We start from the raw sequence: 14,460 nt of genomic DNA, 5'->3' as shown, positions 1-14,460 counted from the left end.
GTATTTTTGCGCGGGCAGCAGGGAGGTGCAGGCGCTGAGCGCAAGCGGGGCGAGGATGGCGAAACGGCGGTTCATGGTTTGGCTCCATCGGGCGGCGGGGGCGCGCTGAGCAGCACCTGGGATGGGTTGCGCGCCAGTTCGGCGGAAAGCGCGCGCAGATTGGCGGTGGTGGTTTTCATGTCTTGCAGCATGGGCAGCAACTGGGCCTGAAGGTCAGCCGTGGTCTCATCGGCCTGGTTGATGGTGGCCTGCGAGGCGGCGGCCAGGGCTGGCAGTTGCGCGGTGATTTTGGCGAGCTGCGCGGTGGTCTGGTTGAGCTGGGCGAGGATCTGCATCGTCTGCGGCCCCGAGGCGAGATTGCGGATGGAGGCTGTGGTGGCGGGCAGGTTTGTGGCCGTGAGCGTGGTGTTGAGATTGGTCAGCAGCGCGGCGGCCTGGGCCACGGCCTGATGCGCGTCGCCGGAGGTGACTTCATCGTGCAGCGTGGTGGTGAGCGCGCTGATCTGGGTGAACATCTTGCCGAGATCGACCTTTGAGAGCGAGGACATGACCTGCTCCAGCGCATCCTGAATCTGCGTGAGGGTGCTGGGCATGGAGGGTATCACCGTGCTTTGCGGGGTCCAGGGCACGGGTTGCACCGGATATTGGACGGGGTTGACGAAGCTGACATCGAGATAGGAGAGGCCGGTGATGCCTTGCGGCTCGATCTGCACGCGCAGGCCGTGTGCGATGAGATTTTGCAGGCTGCCGGTATGGCCGATCTTTTTAGGGTCGACGGTGAAGCGGACGACGACCTGCTGATAGACTTTCCGGCTGGCCGCGCCGGGAGGGGGCGGATATTCAGCGGCGACCAGGCCGATGTCAGTAATCTGGCCAATGGTGACGCCGCGGAATTTGACGGCGGTGCCGACGTTAAGCCCCTGCACGGACTCACTGAAATAGGTCTCCTGCTGGAGGCTGGGGGTGAGGTTGATGCCGGCCAGGAAAAAGACGAGGGCAAGCAGGGCGGCAATGCCCGCCAGGACGAACATGCCAACGCGCAGGCCGGCATTTTTCGGTTCCATTTACGGCATCTCCCGGTTGAAGAAGGCTTTTACCATGGGGCTTGTGGCGTTGGCTTGTAATTCCCGCGGGTGGCCAAGGGCGATGAGGCCCTGGGCCGTGGCGTCCAGCATGGCGCAGCGCCCGGCGATGGCGAATATGGAAGGCAGCTCATGCGTGACGAGGACAAAAGTGGTGCCGAGCGTGGCGCGCAGCTCCAGGATCAGGCGGTCCAGCCCGGCGGAGGTGACAGGGTCCAGCCCGGCGGAGGGTTCGTCGAGCAGGAGGATCGGAGGGTCAAGCGCCAAGGCGCGGGCGATGGCGGCGCGTTTGACCATGCCGCCGGAGATTTCGGCGGGCAGGCGCGGCGCGGCATCGGCCAGGCCGACCAGGGCGAGCTTGATGCGGGCGACTTCCTCGCGGGCGGAGGCGGGAAGATCGGTGAATACGGCGAGCGGGAGCGCGACATTCTCCAGCAGGGTCATGGAGCCGAACAGCGCGCCGGACTGGAACATGACGCCGATGGTGCGGCGCACGGCCGCCACATCATCGGTGACGGAGTGGCCTGCGACGGTGATCTGCCCGGCGGTGGGCGGCAGCAGGCCGATGATCTGCCTGAGCAGGGTGGATTTGCCGCAGCCCGAACCGCCCAGGATGGCGAAGATTTCGCCTTGTTCGATGTCAAAGCTGACATCTTTGAAGATGGTGCGGGCGCCGAAGATCTGGGTGGCGCCGCGGATGGAGATGATCGGCGTCATAGCCCTAGCCGGTACGTCATAACGGCAAAAATGCCGTCAATGAGGATGGTGGCGACGATGCCGCCTACCACGGCGGAGGTGGCCGCCTCGCCCACCGCGCGCGGGCCGTTGCCGGCGGTAAGGCCGGCGCGGCAGCCGATGAGGGCGAGAGCGGCGGCGAAGACCAGCCCCTTGGAGAGACCGAGCAGGAGATCCGCCGGGTGGGAGGTGGAGAGTATCTGCTGCGCGATGGCCGAAAAGGGAAAGCCTAGCAGCATGAGCACAACCGCCATGCCAAGCAGGCCCGCGATGTCCATGGCGGCGAGAAGGCCGGGCATGACCAGCATGGCGGCGGCCATGCGCGGGAGAACCAGCATGGATGCGGGGTCTATGCCCATGGTGGTGAGGGCGGCGATCTCCTCGTTGACCTGCATGGTGCCAAGCTCGGCGGCGAAGGCGGAGCCGGTGCGCCCGGCCAGGATGACGGCGACAAGCAGCGGGCCAAGCTCGCGGAACAGGGAGAGGGAGACGAGGTTGGCGACGTAGAGATCGGCACCGTACTGGCGCATGGGAATGGCCGACTGGAAGGCCAGAATGAGACCGATGAGGAAGCCCAGCATGAGCACGAGCGGGAGCGCCTGGAGGCCCGCGCGGTCGGTGATGCGCAGGAAACCGGCGCCGCGCAGAAAGCGCAGCCTGGCGGGAAGGACGAGCAGGGCAAGGACCGTGGCGCCGAAGAATTCGACGCGGATTTTGGCATTCTGCAGCAGGCCCGTGCCAAGTTGGGGCGTGGGGCTGGGCCTGGGGCTGCCGGGAGGCGGCATGGCGGCGCGCAGCTGGGCGAGCAGCGCGGCGGCGCGGGGGGTGGCGCCGGTGAGGGTGAGCGGGCCGCCATGCGCGGTTTCCATGGCGAGGATGAGCGCGGCGCCAGAAGTATCGAGGATGGTGGCGCCGGAGAGATCCAGCGTGAGGGGCGTGCCGCGGGCGGCGCGGACGGCGCTGATGGCCTGCGGCCAGAGCCTGCCCAGGCCCGGCGCGGTGAGTGGACCGGCGAGGGCGATGCGCTTGTCCGCCTGGGCGAGGCTGGCGCTCATGCCGGGGTGAGGTGGTGGAGAACCTGAGCGGAGCCTTCGTAGATCATGCTCAGGGAGACATAGAGCACGATGGCGATGCCGACCCAGGCCAGCCAATGGAAACGGGTGAGCAATTTGGCGACCAGCGTGGCGGCGATGCCCATGAGGGCGACCGAGACAGCGAGGCCGATGGCGAGCACATAGGGGTGGTCATGCGCGGCGCCGGCGACGGCCAGGACATTATCCAGCGACATGGAGATGTCCGCCACGATGATACGCCAGATGGCGGCGCGCAGGTGGCCGGCGGGCTTGATGCTATGGTACTCGCCCGCGCCGTGCAGCTCGCGGGCGGATTTCCAGACGACCCAGAGGAGCAGGATGCCACCGGCCAGGGTGAGGCCGAGGATGTGCAGCATTTGCAGCGCGACCAGGGCGAAGGCGATGCGGATGATGGTGGCGCCGGCGATGCCATACCAGATGGCCTGCCGGCGCTGTGCCCGGGGCAGGCCGTTGACGGCCAGGCCGATGACGACGGCGTTGTCCCCGGCCAGTACGAGGTCGATCAGCAGGACCTGCACAAGAATGGCCAGGAAGGGAAGAAGTGCCGGAAGGTCCATGAGGGGAAGTGACTTGCGCTTGTGCGGCTTGTCAATGCGGGGGTGGAAGGCTAGGCGGGGCCTTAAAGATTTCACTTGAGGAGTTAGCCATGATCCCCCGTTATAGCCGCCCGCAGGCCGCCGCCATCTGGACGCAGGAGAACAAGTACAGGATCTGGTTCGAGATCGAGGCGCTGGCCTGCGAGGGGATGGCCGAGGCCGGGTTGATCCCGCGCGAGGCGGCGGCGGTGATCCGGGAGAAAGGCGGCGCGAAGCTGGCGGTGATCAATGCCGCGGATGTGGAGCGGATTGACGAGATAGAGCGCGAGACACGCCATGATGTGATCGCGTTTCTGACCTGGCTGGCGGCGAGCGTGGGGCCGGAGAGCCGGTTCGTGCATCAGGGGCTGACCTCCTCGGATGTGTTGGACACATGTCTGGCGGTGCAGCTGACGCAGGCGGCGGATTTGCTGCTGGCGGATATCGACGAGGTGCTGGCGGCGCTGAAGAAGCGGGCGCTGGAACACAAATATACGCTGACCATCGGCCGCAGCCATGGGATTCATGCCGAGCCGACGAGTTTCGGGCTGAAGCTGGCGGGGCATTATGCGGAGTTCGCGCGCAACCGGGAACGGCTGGTGGCGGCACGGGCCGAGATTGCGACCTGTGCGATCTCCGGCGCGGTGGGGACGTTCGCGCATGTGGACCCGCGGGTTGAAGCATATGTGGCCTCAAAGTTGGGGCTGGCGGTGGAGCCGGTTTCGACCCAGGTGATCCCGCGCGACCGGCATGCGGCGTTTTTCGCGGCGCTGGGGGTGATTGCCTGCGGGATCGAGCGGCTGGCGACCGAGGTGCGGCATTTGCAGCGCTCGGAAGTGCGCGAGGCGGAGGAGTTTTTCCACGCCGGGCAGAAGGGTTCCTCGGCGATGCCGCATAAGCGCAATCCGGTGCTCTCGGAGAATTTATGCGGCCTGGCGCGGCTGGTGCGCGCAGCGGTGGTGCCGGCGATGGAGAATGTGGCGCTGTGGCATGAGCGCGATATCAGCCATTCCTCGGTGGAGCGCGGGATTGGGCCGGATGCGACGGTAACGCTGGATTTCGCGCTGAGCCGGCTGGCGGGGATGATGGATAAGCTCACGATCTACCCAGAGCGGATGCGCGAGAACATGGACAGCCTGGGCGGGGTTGTGCACTCCGGCGAGGTGCTGCTGGCACTGACCAAGGCGGGAATTTTGCGTGAGGACGCCTATAAGATCGTGCAGCGCAACGCGATGGCGACCTGGACGAAGCTGGGGCAGCCGGATACGTGCGGTTTCCGCGCCAATTTGCTGGCGGATGAAGAGGTCGCCGGGCGGGTGAGCGAAGCGCAGATTGACGCGGCGATGGCCTCAGAGATGCATCTGGAGCAGGTGGATGTGATCTTCAAGCGCGTGTTTGGATAGAGGTTTTTCGCGTGTGTTCCATCATTCTGCGGATTGGCGCGCAAGGCGTGTTCATCGGCGCCAACCGCGATGAAATGGTGGAACGCGCGTGGGAGCCGCCGGGAGAATTCTGGCCGGGGGTGATCGCCGGGCGCGATAGGCTCGCGGGCGGCACCTGGCTGGGGATGAACCGGCATGGCGTGGTGGCGGCGGTGTTGAACCGCACGGGCACGCTGGGGCCGGCGGCAGGCAAACGCAGCCGGGGCGAATTGCCGGTGATGGCGCTGCGGGAGACTTCGGCCGAGGCGGCGGCGCGGGTTTTGGCCGGGCTAGATGCGGGGGCGTACCGGCCGTTCAACCTGGTGGTGGCGGATGCCGCGGGCGCGTTTTTGCTGCGCGGGTTAGGCGCTGGACAGCCAGATGTGGCGCGGCTGGGTGAAGGGGTGAGCATGATCACCTCCGGCGAGCCCAATGATGAGACGCATCCACGGATTGCCCGGCATCTGCCGCGCTTTGCGGCGGCGGCGTTTGAGGATTGGGCGGCGCTGCTGGCGGACGCCACCGGGCCATGGGAGAGCGCGCTGAATATTCCTCCAAAGGATGGGTTCGCCACGGTGTGTTCCTCGTTGATCGCCCTGCCCTGCCCGCCCGGCAAAGCGCAATGGCGATTCGCGGCGGGGCGGCCCGATGTGGCGGCGTTTGTCGCGCTCGCCTTGTAAATTTGTTTGCCGGGGCCGCACAATGCGTTACCCTGTTCTACCTGGCGGAACGCCAGGACTCAGAGGAGCGAGACGTGATAAAAATTTTATTGCTTTTGGTGTTTATAATGGTGCTGGCGGTGCCGTTTTATAATCAGGCCGCGCCCGCGCTGTTCGGGTTTCCGTTTTTCTACTGGTTTCAGATCGCGCTGGTGCCGGTGGCCTCGCTGCTGATTTATATCGTCTACCGGGTTGAGCACGGGGGAGAGAAATAATGACCTATCCCGCAGCGACACTTGTGTTTCTGGCGCTGATCGCCGTGGTGATCGTGCTGGGGTTCACCGCCGCGCGGTGGAACGCCGGAAATTTGGAGCATATCGAGGAATGGGGGTTAGGCGGGCGGCGCTTTGGCACCTGGGTTTCGTGGTTTCTGATCGGCGGGGATGCGTATACGGCCTATACTTTCATTGCGATTCCGGCGCTGATGTTCGGCGCCGGGGCGATCGGGTTTTTCGCGCTGCCCTATACCGTGCTGATCTATCCAATTTTATACCTGGTGTTTCCGAAGCTTTGGAAAGTTGCGCATAAATACGGGTATATCACCGGGCCGGAGTTTGTGCGCGGGCGCTATGGCAACAAGCATCTGGCGCTGGCGATCGGGCTGACGGGGATATTCGCCACCATGCCCTATATCGCGCTACAACTCATCGGCATGCAGACGGTGATCGGCGCGCTGGGAATTCCCGGTCATGTGCCCTTGATTGTGGCGTTCACGGTGCTGGCGGCATTCACCTATACCTCCGGGTTGCGCGCACCGGCGATGATCGCGATTGTGAAGGATCTGCTGATTTATCTGACCGTGATTGTCGCGGTGATTGTGATACCGGCGGAACTTGGCGGATTTGGCGCGATATTCGCCAAGATCGCGCCCGCCAAACTGCTGCTGGCGGCGCCGCCCGCGGGCAGCACCGGGGCCTATAGCGGCTACGCGACCTTGGCGCTGGGCTCGGCGATGGCGCTGTTTCTGTATCCGCATACCACAACGGGGATCCTCAGCTCCTCGGGGCCGCAGGTGATAAGGCGCAATGCGGTGCTGCTGCCGGCGTACTCGGTGATGCTCGGGCTGCTGGCGCTGGTGGGGTATATGGCGGTGGCATCCGGGGTGAAGGACATGCCGCAATTCGCCGCCGGGTTTAAGCAATATGGCACCAGCTTCGCGGTGCCGGCTCTGGTGCTGGAGGCGTTCCCCGGCTGGTTCGCAGGCGTGGCGTTTGGCGCGATCGCGATCGGCGCGCTGGTGCCCGCCGCGATCATGGCCATCGCCTCGGCGAATATTTTCACCCGCGATATTTATTCGCAGTTCATGCCAGGAAGCGTTGCAAGCGGGGAAGCCAAGGTGGCGAAGCTCTTCTCGCTGGTGATGGTGGCGGGGGCGCTGGTGTTTATTCTGGTGATCCCGGCCACCTACGCGGTGCAGCTGCAACTGCTGGGGGGGATGTGGATCATCCAGACGTTTCCGGCGATCGTGTTCTCGGTGTTCACGCGGTTTTTCAACGGCTGGGCATTGCTGGCGGGTTGGGCCGTGGGGATCATCAGCGCGACCTGGCTGGTGGCGCTGAACCATTTCGCGGGGTCGATCTGGGCGTTTCATGTGCTGGGCTTTACGCTGCCCAGCTATATCGCGCTGGCGACGGTGCTGCTGAATGCGGTGGTGGCGGCGGTGTTGAGCCTGCCGATGAATGCGTTCTGCTCCGACCGCGCGGGCGATGAGACCCGCGCCGAGGATTATGTTTGAGGGTTAGAAAATTTTATTGATCAGATCGTCACCGATGCCGAAACCGGCGCCGGTGACGATGGCGCGGCCGAAGCCGGAGTTGAGCAGGCCGCCAAGCAGCCCGCCCATGTTGCCCTGCATGTTGTTCTGCTGCGGGTAGTAGCCGTTGTTCGGCGGCGGATAGCCGGGGGGCTGGCTGCCCCAGGGCGAGGTTTGCGGCGGGAGTTGCTGGACCTGCGGCTGTTGGGCCTGCGTCTGCTGGGCCTCGACAAAATTATGCAGCGACTGGAGCAGGTTGGAGACCTGATTTTGCTCCGCCTGGATGGCCAGGGCGACGCTTTTAAGGTCCAGAAACCATTCCCGCGCGTTGGGGTCCCCTGCCTGCGAGGCGGCTTGCAGCTTGAGCGCGAGTTGCTTGATCTCCGCCACCGTCTGCTGGGCCTGGGATTGCAGCTGGTTGTAGTTGCTGTCGATGGTCTGGATGTCCATAGTCACGCTCCTTTGTTGAAACGACTATAGAACGATAAATCATCGCATGCCGGGAATTTTGCAACCCCCGGTTTGCCGCCTTGGCCGGCCTATGCGCCGGCGCGAGACTGCCGGTAGGCGGCACATGCCTCGCCAAAGGCGTTGAAGAGGCGTTTGCGGTCAGGAAAATGGGTGACTTCCCATTCCGGATGCCATTGCACGGCGATGGCGAAATTTTTCGCGCCTTCGACGCGCACGGCCTCGATGGTGCCATCCGGCGCGATGCCCTCGACCGCCAGCCCGGCGGCCAGCTGGTCAATCGCCTGGCCGTGGAGGGAGTTCACCTGGATTGTCTGCGCGCCGCAGATGCGGGCGAGCTCACCTGAAAGCGTGACCTCATGCCTGAGGGCGAAGCGGTGTTCGCCCTCGCCGGAACGGTGGTCCATGCGGCCGGGCTGGAGATGGACCTCCTGGAACAAGGTGCCGCCGAGGGCGACGTTGATCTCCTGCATGCCACGGCAGATGCCCAGAACGGGGATGCCGCGATCCAGCGCGGCGAGGATGAGGGGGATGGTGGTGGCGTCACGCTCGGGGTCGTGCGCGCCGGGGGTGGCGTCAAAATCGGCGCCGTAGCGCAGCGGCGCAACGTTGGAGGGGCTGCCGTTGAACATGATGCCGTCAAGGCGGTCCAGCAGAGCGCGCATCTGCTCACCCTCGGGCGGGATGAGGAGGGGGATGGCGTTGGCGGCGGCGATGAGCGAGGCGCCGTAGCGTGCCGGGGTGGCATGCTGGACGTAACCGGCGATGAATTTGGTGCAGGCGGGAATGCCGATGATGCTCTGGGTCATGTTCTTTTTAACTCTCCGTTGGAGAAAAGCTTAAACTGGGGCGCAGGGCGGCGGCAAGCATCACAGCGGCGGCGCATACCAGCATCGCGGCGGCCATGGGTCTGGCTGTGCCGTCAGCCAGCACGCCCATGAGCAGGCCGGTGATGGCGCCGCCGATGAACTGCATGGTGCCGAGCAGGGCCGAGGCGCTGCCGGCATGGGCCTGGTGGCGCGAGAGGGCGCCAACCAGCGAGCAGGGCAGCAACAGGCCGAAACCGAGCTCGGAGAAGGCGAGCATGCCGGCGAGTGGATAAGGGCCGTGCGGGTACCAGGCCATGATGACCAAGCCGAAGCAGCCGGTGAGCAGGACGGCGCCGGCGATGGTGATGACCCGCGCGACGCCAAAGCGTGTGACCAGTGCGGGGTTGAGCTGGTTGAAGCCAATGTAGGCGAAGGAGTTGACGCCGAACAGGGCGGCGTAGCCGGTGGAGTTCCAGCCATATTCGTTGATGAACACCTGGGGTGTGGCGGCGAGATAGGCGAACAGCGCCGCCGAGGTGAAGGCGGCGACGCAGGCATGGGTGAGGAAGGCGCGTTCGCGGAAGATGGCGCCGTAGCGCATCAGCACGGGGATGAGACCAAGGCGGGTACGGCGCGAGGGGGGCAAGGTGTCCGGCAGGAAGAACCAGATGGCGGCGAGCGCCACCACGCCGTAAAGCGTGCAGACGGCAAAAATGATCCGCCAGCTCGCGAACATGACGCAAAGCGAGCCGAGCATGGGCGCGGCGATGGGGGCGACACCCATGACCAGCATGAGCTTGGAATACAGCTTGGCGGCGGCTGGACCGTCTGCCAGGTCGCGCACCATGGCGCGCGGGATGACGACGCCCGCCGAGGCGCCGAGCGCCGTGAGGAAGCGGAAGATGATGAAGCTCTCGACATCCCAGCTCAGCCAGCAGCCGGCGCTGGCGATGGTGTAGATGATGAGCCCCGCCAGCAGCGGGGTGCGCCGGCCGATGCGGTCCGCCAGGGCGCCCTGGGTCATCTGGCCGATGGCGAGGCCGATGAAATAGGCGGCGAGGGAATATTGCGGCGCCGCGGGGTTTTGCAGGTCTCGCGCGATGGCGGGGAAGGCCGGGAGGTACATGTCTGTCGAGACGGGGCCGACAGCAATGAGGAAACCCAGCAGAAGCGGAAGTTTTTTATTATCGATGAGCCGCGGCATGATTTAAGCTTAAACAGCTGGCGCAAGCGCCGGAACCCCCCGAATCTGCAACCGAGACCTGAATTGACGCTTCCCGGTTTAAATTTCCGGGGCTTTGTTGTAGGCCATGGGGCATGGCACGCACATCTGAACTGAGCAGAAAAACTTCTGAAACCGATATTACGGTAAAGCTGGACCTTGATGGCACCGGCAGGACCGCAATTGCCACCGGGGTCGGGTTTTTCGACCATATGCTGACGGCGTTTGGCCGGCATGGGTTGTTTGATCTGAACATCCACGCGGTGGGGGATCTGCATATCGACGCGCACCACACGGTTGAGGATGTGGGCATCGTGCTCGGGCAGGCGCTGGCCTCGGCGCTGGATGTGAAACGCGGCATCAACCGTTTTGGCCAGGCCTGCGTACCGATGGACGAGGCGCTGGTGGAGGCGGTGGTGGATTTGTCCGGGCGGCCGTTCATCGCCTGGGGGGTGAATTTCGAGCGGCCGATGCTGGGCGGCATGGACACCCAGCTGATCGAGGAATTTTTCCGCGCGCTGGCAGGGAACGGGCTGTTCAACCTGCATGTGCGCCAGCTGGCGGGGGTGAATGCGCATCACGTCGCGGAAGCCACGTTCAAGGCCGTGGCGCGGGCGTTGAAGATGGCGGTGGCGATCGAGCCGCGCGCGGCGGGGGAAATTCCCTCGACCAAGGGCGTGATCTAAGGCCCATGCTCGTCACGGTTATTGATTATAACAGCGGGAATCTGGCGTCAGCGGCGCGGGGACTCGTGCTGGCGGCGGCGCAGCGCGGCATAAAGGCTGATGTGCGCATTACCGCGGACCCGGATGTGGTGGCGCGCGCAGAGCGGATTGTGTTGCCGGGCCAGGGGGCGTTCGCCGATTGCGCGGCCGGGCTGGCGGGGGTGGATGGGCTTAAGGAGGCGATGTTTGCGCGCGTGGACGCGGGGGCGCCGTTTCTGGGCATTTGCGTTGGCATGCAGCTGATGGCCGAGCGCGGGCTGGAGCATAAGGTGACGCCGGGTTTCGGCTGGGTGCAAGGCGAGATACGGGCGCTGCACGCGCCGGGGCTGCGCCTGCCGCACATGGGCTGGAACGAGCTCACGTTCGAGCCGGGGGCGCATAAATTGCTGGAAGGCCTGCAGCCGGGCGACCATGCGTATTTCGTGCATTCCTACGCGCTGGCCGGGGCCGACCCGGCGCAGCTGCTGGCCACCGCCGATTACGGCGGCCCGGTGGTGGCGATGGTGGCGCATGGCAACCGGGCGGGGACGCAGTTCCATGCCGAAAAGAGCCAGCAGGTGGGTTTGCGGATTCTGGGCAACTTCCTGGAATGGTCGCCTTAAACTGGTATCTTCACACCAAGTGGCTTGATTACGCGGGCCGCACGCGCGAATAGGCAGCGGTGAAACAAGATATGCCCCCTCCGGCCACGCTGCTGGCCGAACGTCTGGAACGCTTCGAGGATGAGGCGGATGTGCACGCGCTGGCCGAGGCCACGATCGCGGCGATTCTCAATGGCGGCGGGTTTGGCTGGGTGAAACCGCCGAAGGCCAGCGTGGTTGAGCAGTATTTTAAAGGTGTGGCGCTGGTGCCCGAGCGTGAGCTGATCGTGGGGCGGATGGACGGCGTGATTTATGGTGCGGTCCAGCTCGTTCGGCCCTCGCGCAACAACGAGGCGCAGGCATTTTCCGCCACGCTGATGCATCATTTCGTGGCGCCCTATGCGCGCGGGCACGGGCTGGCGCGGCTGATGCTGCTGTGTGCCGAGGATTATGCGCTCAAACTGGGGTATCAGGTGTTAAACCTGGACGTGCGCGAGACGCAGAGCTGGGCGATTTCGCTCTATGAGGCATGCGGGTTCACGCGCTGGGGGACGCATCCGGCCTATGCGCGGGTGAAAGGGGCCACGGTGGCGGGGCATTTTTATTACAAGAGGCTGGGAAAATGACCTTAACTCTGTATCCGGCGATCGATCTGAAGGATGGCGCCTGCGTGCGGTTGCAGCGCGGCAAAATGGACCAGGCGACAGTTTATGGGAACGATCCGGCAGCGCAGGCCGCGGCCTGGGAGGCGGCGGGGTTTGGCTGGGTGCATGTGGTGGATTTGAACGGCGCGTTTGCCGGCCGGCCGGTGAACGGCGCGGCGGTGAGAGCGATTCTGGCGGCCGTGCGCGTGCCGGTGCAGCTGGGCGGCGGGATAAGGGACTTGGCGGGAATTGAGAGCTGGCTGGCCGCCGGGGTTACCCGGGTGATTCTGGGCAGTGCGGCGGCCAAAAACCCGGCGCTGGTGTTTGAGGCGTGCCAGAAATTTCCGGGGCGGATTGTGATCGGCATCGATGCCAAGGCGGGCATGGTGGCAACCGAGGGCTGGGCTGAGACATCGAACCTGCGCGCGGCGGATTTGGCAGTGCGGCTGCAGGATGCGGGGATCGCGGGCGTTATCTATACTGATATCGCGCGTGACGGGATGAAGACCGGGTTGAACCTGGAGGAGACGGCGGCGCTGGCCGATGCGGTGAATGTGCCGGTGATCGCCTCGGGCGGAGTCGCCGGAGTCGCGGATATTCTGGCGCTGAAGGCGGCGGCGCGGCAAAGCCCTCATCTGAACGGCGCGATTCTCGGCCGCGCGCTTTATGACGGCAGCCTGAAGCCCGCCGAGGCGCTGGCCGCATGCTGAAGCTGCGCGTGATCCCCTGCCTGGATGTGAAGGACGGGCGCGTGGTGAAGGGGGTTAACTTCGTCTCGCTGCGCGATGCCGGAGACCCGGTGGAGCAGGCGGTGGTGTATGATGCCGCCGGGGCGGATGAGTTGACGTTTCTGGATATTACCGCAAGCTCCGACAACCGCAATACGATCCTTGATGTGGTCTCGCGCACGGCGGAGAAGGTGTTTCTGCCGCTGACCGTGGGCGGAGGAATACGCAGCACCGGGGATATGCGCCGGCTGCTGCTGGCGGGGGCGGATAAATGCAGCATCAACTCGGCCGCGATCAGCCGGCCGGCGCTGGTGGCGGAGGCCGCGCAGAAATTCGGCAGCCAGTGCGTGGTGGTGGCGATTGATGCGCGCCAGTCAGCCCCTGAAAAATGGGACGTATTCTCGCACGGCGGGCGGACCAACACGGGGCTGGATGTGATTGAGTGGGCGAAGCAGATGGAAAGCCTGGGAGCGGGGGAGATTCTGCTGACCTCGATGGACCGCGACGGCACCGGCAAGGGGTTTGACCTGGAGTTGCTGCGGCGCATCTGCGCGGCGGTGCGCCTGCCGGTGATCGCCTCCGGCGGGGTGGGGACGCTACAGCACTTCGTGGAGGGCGCGCAGGCCGGGGCGACCGGGCTTCTGGCCGCCAGCGTGTTCCACTTTGGCCAGTTCACCATTGCTCAGGTTAAGGAAGCCTTGGCGGCGGCAGGCTTGCCGGTGCGCCTGCCCCGCGCGATACTCAACAAATAAGAGGAGTCGCAAAAACCGCCGATGGCCAAGAAGATCGCCAAATCCCCCTCCCCCGCGCCGAAGAAGAAACAGGCGTCGCGTGCCAGCACCGTGACCATGCCGCCGCCGCTGGATGCGCCGGATGCGCGCGTGCTGGACCGGCTGTGGGCGACTGTGCTCTCACGCAAGGATGCCAGCCCCTCTGAGAGCCATTCAGCCAGGCTGCTGGCGCGCGGGACTGCGAAAATCGCCCAGAAATTCGGCGAAGAGGCGGTGGAATGCGTGATTGAGGCGGTAGCCGGGCATAAGCCTTCACTGATCGCCGAAAGCGCGGATGTTTTGTATCATCTGCTGGTTTTATGGGTAGATGCGGGGCTGCGGCCTGAGCACATATGGGCGGAGCTGAGCCGGCGCGAGGGATTGAGCGGGATCGCGGAGAAAGCCGCGCGCAAGCCGCTGGCGGCGGATGGCTTGCCGACAAAAAAAATCCCGTAAAAGGCGCGGAAAGACGGTATGACGGGTTTCCTGAGATAAAAATTACATTATGGAGGTGGTATGACCTATGACCCCACAAATGTTTTTGCCCGGATTTTGCGCGGCGAGATACCTTGCGAAAAACTCTATGAAGACGAATTCGCGCTGGCGTTTCCGGATATAAGGCCGGCGGCGCCCTGCCATGTGCTGGTGATCCCCAAGGGGGCATATGTCTCCAGCGCCGATTTTGGCGCCAAGGCCAGCCCGGAAGAGATTACCGGGTTTTTCCGTGCCGTGGCGCTGGTGGCCAAGCGGCTGGGCGTTGAGGAGAGCGGCTACCGGCTGCTCGCCAATGCGGGGCCGGACAGCCACCAGGAGGTGCCGCATTTCCATGTGCATATTCTTGGCGGACGCAAACTCGGACCATTGCTGGCCCCGGCATGACGCTCCCGCCCTCGTCCGCGCCAAAGGGTTCGGCCTGGGAGGTGCTGCGGGCGTTCCTGGTGCTGGGGCTGACCTCGTTTGGCGGGCCGGTGGCGCATTTTGGCTATTTCCGCCGGGAGTTCGTGGAAAACCGCGAATGGTTGAGCGAGCATGACTATTCGGGACTGCTGGCGCTGTGCCAGTTCCTGCCGGGGCCAGCCTCCAGCCAGACAGGCTTCTGCATCGGGATGAAGCGGGCCGGATGGCGGGGCGGGT

The 14,460-nt window shown here is 64.8% G+C and carries 19 protein-coding genes; 12 read left to right on the top strand and 7 right to left on the bottom strand.

Going from position 1 to position 14,460, the window contains the following annotated elements; translation table 11 throughout:
- Window positions 1-71: 71 nt before the first annotated feature.
- From HKL97_RS09985 to HKL97_RS09970, 4 genes are read right to left on the bottom strand one after another with little or no spacing between them, the layout of a single operon-like run.
- Window positions 72-1,064, bottom strand: coding sequence for an MlaD family protein (locus HKL97_RS09985; RefSeq protein WP_291424901.1), 993 nt, complete (start codon window positions 1,062-1,064; stop codon window positions 72-74).
- Window positions 1,065-1,799 (bottom strand): ABC transporter ATP-binding protein, encoded by a 735-nt coding sequence (locus HKL97_RS09980; RefSeq protein WP_291424899.1) that lies wholly within the window; start codon window positions 1,797-1,799, stop codon window positions 1,065-1,067.
- Complete coding sequence (locus HKL97_RS09975) at window positions 1,796-2,872, bottom strand: ABC transporter permease (protein ID WP_291424897.1); 1,077 nt, start codon at window positions 2,870-2,872, stop codon at window positions 1,796-1,798. Before HKL97_RS09975 ends, HKL97_RS09980 begins: the two co-directional genes overlap by 4 nt.
- Complete coding sequence (locus HKL97_RS09970) at window positions 2,869-3,468, bottom strand: TerC family protein (protein WP_291424910.1); 600 nt, start codon at window positions 3,466-3,468, stop codon at window positions 2,869-2,871. The genes HKL97_RS09975 and HKL97_RS09970 overlap by 4 nt, the downstream gene beginning before the upstream one ends.
- A gap of 89 nt (window positions 3,469-3,557) precedes the next feature.
- Here HKL97_RS09970 and purB point away from each other — a divergent pair, with 89 nt between their 5' ends.
- The 4 genes from purB (at window position 3,558) to mctP (ending at window position 7,361) form a co-directional block, all read left to right on the top strand.
- Window positions 3,558-4,889, top strand: a complete 1,332-nt coding sequence (gene purB / locus HKL97_RS09965; RefSeq protein WP_291424895.1) for an adenylosuccinate lyase — start codon at window positions 3,558-3,560, stop codon at window positions 4,887-4,889.
- Between the two features lie 11 nt (window positions 4,890-4,900).
- Window positions 4,901-5,587 carry an NRDE family protein gene (locus HKL97_RS09960; protein WP_291424893.1) on the top strand — a complete coding sequence of 229 codons (687 nt, stop codon included), beginning with the start codon at window positions 4,901-4,903 and terminating at the stop codon, window positions 5,585-5,587.
- A 77-nt stretch (window positions 5,588-5,664) separates the two neighbouring features.
- A complete protein-coding gene (locus tag HKL97_RS09955) occupies window positions 5,665-5,841 on the top strand; it encodes a DUF3311 domain-containing protein (RefSeq protein ID WP_291424908.1) in 177 nt (58 codons plus the stop codon).
- Window positions 5,841-7,361 (top strand): monocarboxylate uptake permease MctP, encoded by a 1,521-nt coding sequence (mctP, locus tag HKL97_RS09950; protein WP_291424891.1) that lies wholly within the window; start codon window positions 5,841-5,843, stop codon window positions 7,359-7,361. Before HKL97_RS09955 ends, mctP begins: the two co-directional genes overlap by 1 nt.
- A 3-nt stretch (window positions 7,362-7,364) precedes the next feature.
- Here mctP and HKL97_RS09945 read toward each other — a convergent pair whose 3' ends face one another.
- The 3 genes from HKL97_RS09945 to HKL97_RS09935 form a co-directional block, all read right to left on the bottom strand.
- On the bottom strand, window positions 7,365-7,829 hold the full coding sequence (locus tag HKL97_RS09945; protein WP_291424889.1) for a hypothetical protein: 465 nt from the start codon (window positions 7,827-7,829) through the stop codon (window positions 7,365-7,367).
- An 89-nt stretch (window positions 7,830-7,918) separates the two neighbouring features.
- Window positions 7,919-8,656 (bottom strand): gamma-glutamyl-gamma-aminobutyrate hydrolase family protein, encoded by a 738-nt coding sequence (locus HKL97_RS09940; RefSeq protein WP_291424887.1) that lies wholly within the window; start codon window positions 8,654-8,656, stop codon window positions 7,919-7,921.
- A 7-nt stretch (window positions 8,657-8,663) separates the two neighbouring features.
- The gene (locus HKL97_RS09935; RefSeq protein ID WP_291424885.1) at window positions 8,664-9,860 is read right to left on the bottom strand and encodes a multidrug effflux MFS transporter; all 1,197 of its coding nucleotides are present in this window, start codon (window positions 9,858-9,860) and stop codon (window positions 8,664-8,666) included.
- A 113-nt stretch (window positions 9,861-9,973) separates the two neighbouring features.
- Here HKL97_RS09935 and hisB point away from each other — a divergent pair, with 113 nt between their 5' ends.
- From hisB to HKL97_RS09895, 8 genes are all read left to right on the top strand, one after another.
- Window positions 9,974-10,564, top strand: a complete 591-nt coding sequence (hisB, locus tag HKL97_RS09930; RefSeq protein ID WP_291424883.1) for an imidazoleglycerol-phosphate dehydratase HisB — start codon at window positions 9,974-9,976, stop codon at window positions 10,562-10,564.
- A 5-nt stretch (window positions 10,565-10,569) separates the two neighbouring features.
- On the top strand, window positions 10,570-11,205 hold the full coding sequence (gene hisH / locus HKL97_RS09925) for an imidazole glycerol phosphate synthase subunit HisH (protein ID WP_291424881.1): 636 nt from the start codon (window positions 10,570-10,572) through the stop codon (window positions 11,203-11,205).
- A 71-nt stretch (window positions 11,206-11,276) separates the two neighbouring features.
- A complete protein-coding gene (locus HKL97_RS09920) occupies window positions 11,277-11,810 on the top strand; it encodes a GNAT family N-acetyltransferase (protein ID WP_291424905.1) in 534 nt (177 codons plus the stop codon).
- Window positions 11,807-12,538: a 1-(5-phosphoribosyl)-5-[(5-phosphoribosylamino)methylideneamino]imidazole-4-carboxamide isomerase gene (gene hisA / locus HKL97_RS09915; protein ID WP_291424879.1), complete on the top strand. Its 732-nt coding sequence runs from the start codon at window positions 11,807-11,809 to the stop codon at window positions 12,536-12,538. Before HKL97_RS09920 ends, hisA begins: the two co-directional genes overlap by 4 nt.
- Window positions 12,532-13,308, top strand: coding sequence for an imidazole glycerol phosphate synthase subunit HisF (gene hisF, locus HKL97_RS09910; RefSeq protein ID WP_291424878.1), 777 nt, complete (start codon window positions 12,532-12,534; stop codon window positions 13,306-13,308). Before hisA ends, hisF begins: the two co-directional genes overlap by 7 nt.
- Window positions 13,309-13,329: 21 nt before the next feature.
- Window positions 13,330-13,782 carry a phosphoribosyl-ATP diphosphatase gene (locus HKL97_RS09905; protein WP_408820984.1) on the top strand — a complete coding sequence of 151 codons (453 nt, stop codon included), beginning with the start codon at window positions 13,330-13,332 and terminating at the stop codon, window positions 13,780-13,782.
- Between the two features lie 60 nt (window positions 13,783-13,842).
- Complete coding sequence (locus HKL97_RS09900; protein WP_291424877.1) at window positions 13,843-14,205, top strand: histidine triad nucleotide-binding protein; 363 nt, start codon at window positions 13,843-13,845, stop codon at window positions 14,203-14,205.
- Window positions 14,202-14,460: chromate transporter (locus HKL97_RS09895; RefSeq protein ID WP_291424876.1), on the top strand; the 259-nt coding region annotated here is incomplete at its 3' end. The genes HKL97_RS09900 and HKL97_RS09895, both read left to right, overlap by 4 nt.

The organism is Acidocella sp., from assembly GCF_013044125.1.
Classification (GTDB): domain Bacteria; phylum Pseudomonadota; class Alphaproteobacteria; order Acetobacterales; family Acetobacteraceae; genus Acidocella.
This window is presented reverse-complemented; position numbering and strand designations above follow the sequence as displayed.